The 2262-nt window shown below is 51.5% G+C and carries 3 protein-coding genes and 1 pseudogene; 2 read left to right on the top strand and 2 right to left on the bottom strand.

All coding sequences use genetic code 11. From position 1 onward, the window contains the following. A partial coding sequence (locus KMP13_RS14065) for a tripartite tricarboxylate transporter substrate binding protein (RefSeq protein ID WP_251363866.1) occupies positions 1–819 on the bottom strand: 819 nt, incomplete at its 3' end. 226 nt (positions 820–1045) lie between these two features. Here KMP13_RS14065 and KMP13_RS14060 point away from each other — a divergent pair. Together KMP13_RS14060 and KMP13_RS14055 are read left to right on the top strand one after the other, a co-directional pair. Continuing rightward, positions 1046–1696, top strand: a complete 651-nt coding sequence (locus KMP13_RS14060; protein WP_215266514.1) for a GntR family transcriptional regulator — start codon at positions 1046–1048, stop codon at positions 1694–1696. Positions 1697–1762: 66 nt separating this feature from the next. Continuing rightward, positions 1763–1870 (top strand): annotated as a pseudogene (locus KMP13_RS14055) (IS5/IS1182 family transposase); the annotation flags it as partial. Between the two features lie 39 nt (positions 1871–1909). Here the strand turns inward: KMP13_RS14055 and KMP13_RS14050 are convergent. Then, a partial coding sequence (locus tag KMP13_RS14050) for an integrase core domain-containing protein (protein WP_215266512.1) occupies positions 1910–2262 on the bottom strand: 353 nt, incomplete at its 5' end.

The raw sequence follows: 2262 nt of genomic DNA, 5'->3' as shown, positions 1-2262 counted from the left end.
ATAGGCGCTGACGTCAGACAGCAAACCAGTAGGGGCCGCCAATCCGCGCCACGCCGCCATTTCCCATTCTGGACCAAACGCCTCGGTCAAAGTTGGCACATCAGGGAAACTGCTCAAACGTTCAGAGGACATAACCGCAAGAGCTTTGACTTTTCCCGCGGAAATTAGGCCGGATGCCTCTACAACAGAGGACGTCACGACGGAAACCCCGCCGGCCACAAGCTCCTGAAGACCGGCTGCGGCCCCTTTGGAGGGCACCCATGGTGCCACCGATGCGTCCAACCCTTCGGCGTTCAACATGCCCGCCAAGGCCAGATGCCAGATACCTCCTTGTCCAGTTCCTGATCCCTTGTGCTTGCCCGGGTCTGCTTTGACGGCCGCCAACATGTCATCCAATGAATTCCAGGGGGAATCTGCGGCAACCATGACGCCAGCGGGGTCACTGTTAAATAACGCAATAGGCGTAAACCCGTCATGTGTCAGATCGGTAAGACCCGCCCAGTGCATCATGCCCGTTTCAACCGTGATTACACCGATTGTGTACCCGTCTGGCTTGGCCATCGCGATAGCTGAATGGCCTACGACTCCGCCGCCACCAGTGCGATTTACCACATTCACCGGTTGACCTAGCTCATCTTTTAACAGGTTTGCGATGATACGGCCTGTTGCATCGGTTCCGCCACCAGCTCCCCATGGCACAATCAATGTAATAGGGCGTTCTGGAAATTCAGCATAAGCAGCGCCAGCAACCCCCGCGGCAAGCGCTGTGCCGGTTAGCACTGCCTTAAACATTCTACCAAAAGATTTTAGAATTGTCATTTCGTCCTCCCAGACAGGGCAAAAAGGCCCTTTGATCATATTTATCTACAACTGGGATACTTGCATCTTGCATACAAGCTGTCAATCTGCCAATCTTCTTGCATAGGAATGCCTTCGATACTCAGGTAACTTTGGCTTTTTACGCTAGGTGCAATTTCGGCGTCCGGCTTTTTAAACACACGACCTTGCGAGATATTGGCAAGGAAACCACGAAGGGATTCGCCCAGTGAAACGTTTGACCCGGCGGCAATCATTATCTGAACAAGTGTCAGAAGTGGTAAGCAAAGAAATCGGTGAGGGCCGATTTAAGATGGGGCAGATGATCTCGGAATTGCAGATTGCGAACGAGCTGGGCGTCAGCCGTACTCCTGTTCGCGAAGCGTTTTCTCGTCTGGAATACAAAGGCTTGCTCATCACCGTTCCGCAAAGCGGTACGTATGTGTTTGATGCAACACCGGAAGAATTCCAAGATCTTTCACAGATGCGTAGTTGCTTAGAGGTACAAGGCTTACAACAGTCGTTGCAAAACGCACAGCGTGAGTTGGCGCGGGACTTGTCAAAGATTTGTGAAAAGATGGATAATGCTCGACGAAATCAAGATCAAAGCACATATCAGGTTTTGGACAGCCTATATCATAAGAGTTTTATTATTCATTCCGGAAATAAGCTGCTGTCAGAAATGTACGACCCTATTTCACTTAAAATCAGTGCTTTGATCAATAACAACTCCATCAAAGGCGTATTTAGTGAAGCGGCGCATCAAGATCACTTAGAGATCCGAAGTTTAGTCTCCGAACAAAAGTTCAATCAAGCATTGGACCTCGTTCGCGCTCACCTAAACCGTTTCGGGAAGCGTCGCGTAGAAAGTTTATCGTGAGGCCTCTGCTCTGCTTTGTCGCACAAATCGATCGAGGGGCGATTGCGTAGAAATCTGCCGAGGGGCGAGGTCACCACCTGCGATATTGGTGATGCGCCGAAGCTGCCAGAATTTCTGGATCAAATTCCACCCGATCAGAACATCGGCAGCGTCACAACAGACGGGGCGTATGACTGAGCTACTCCCCAATTGTTGGACAAGATTTGGCGTGATTTAAGCTACTCTTTGCACCTGCTGATCTGTTTGGGTTGTGTCATGTCTCTGCCAGTAGATCACAGCGGGTGGTTTGCCGCCAAGGGCAGAATGGGGGCGTTTGTTGTTGTAGAAGTCCATCCACTTTCTGACACCCGCCTTGGCCTCTGATCCAGTTTCCCAGGCGTGCAGGTAGACGCATTCATACTTCAGCGAGCGCCACAGTCGTTCGACAAAGATATTGTCGAGGAAGCGGCCTTTGCCGTCCATTGAGATGCGGATGCCTGATCGACGCAGGCGGTCGGTCCAAGCAAATGACGTGAACTGGCTGCCCTGATCCGTATTCATGATCTCAGGTGGGCCGAACTGGTGGA

This window comes from Epibacterium ulvae, from assembly GCF_018678075.1.
Lineage (GTDB): Bacteria > Pseudomonadota > Alphaproteobacteria > Rhodobacterales > Rhodobacteraceae > Epibacterium > Epibacterium ulvae_A.
This window is presented reverse-complemented; position numbering and strand designations above follow the sequence as displayed.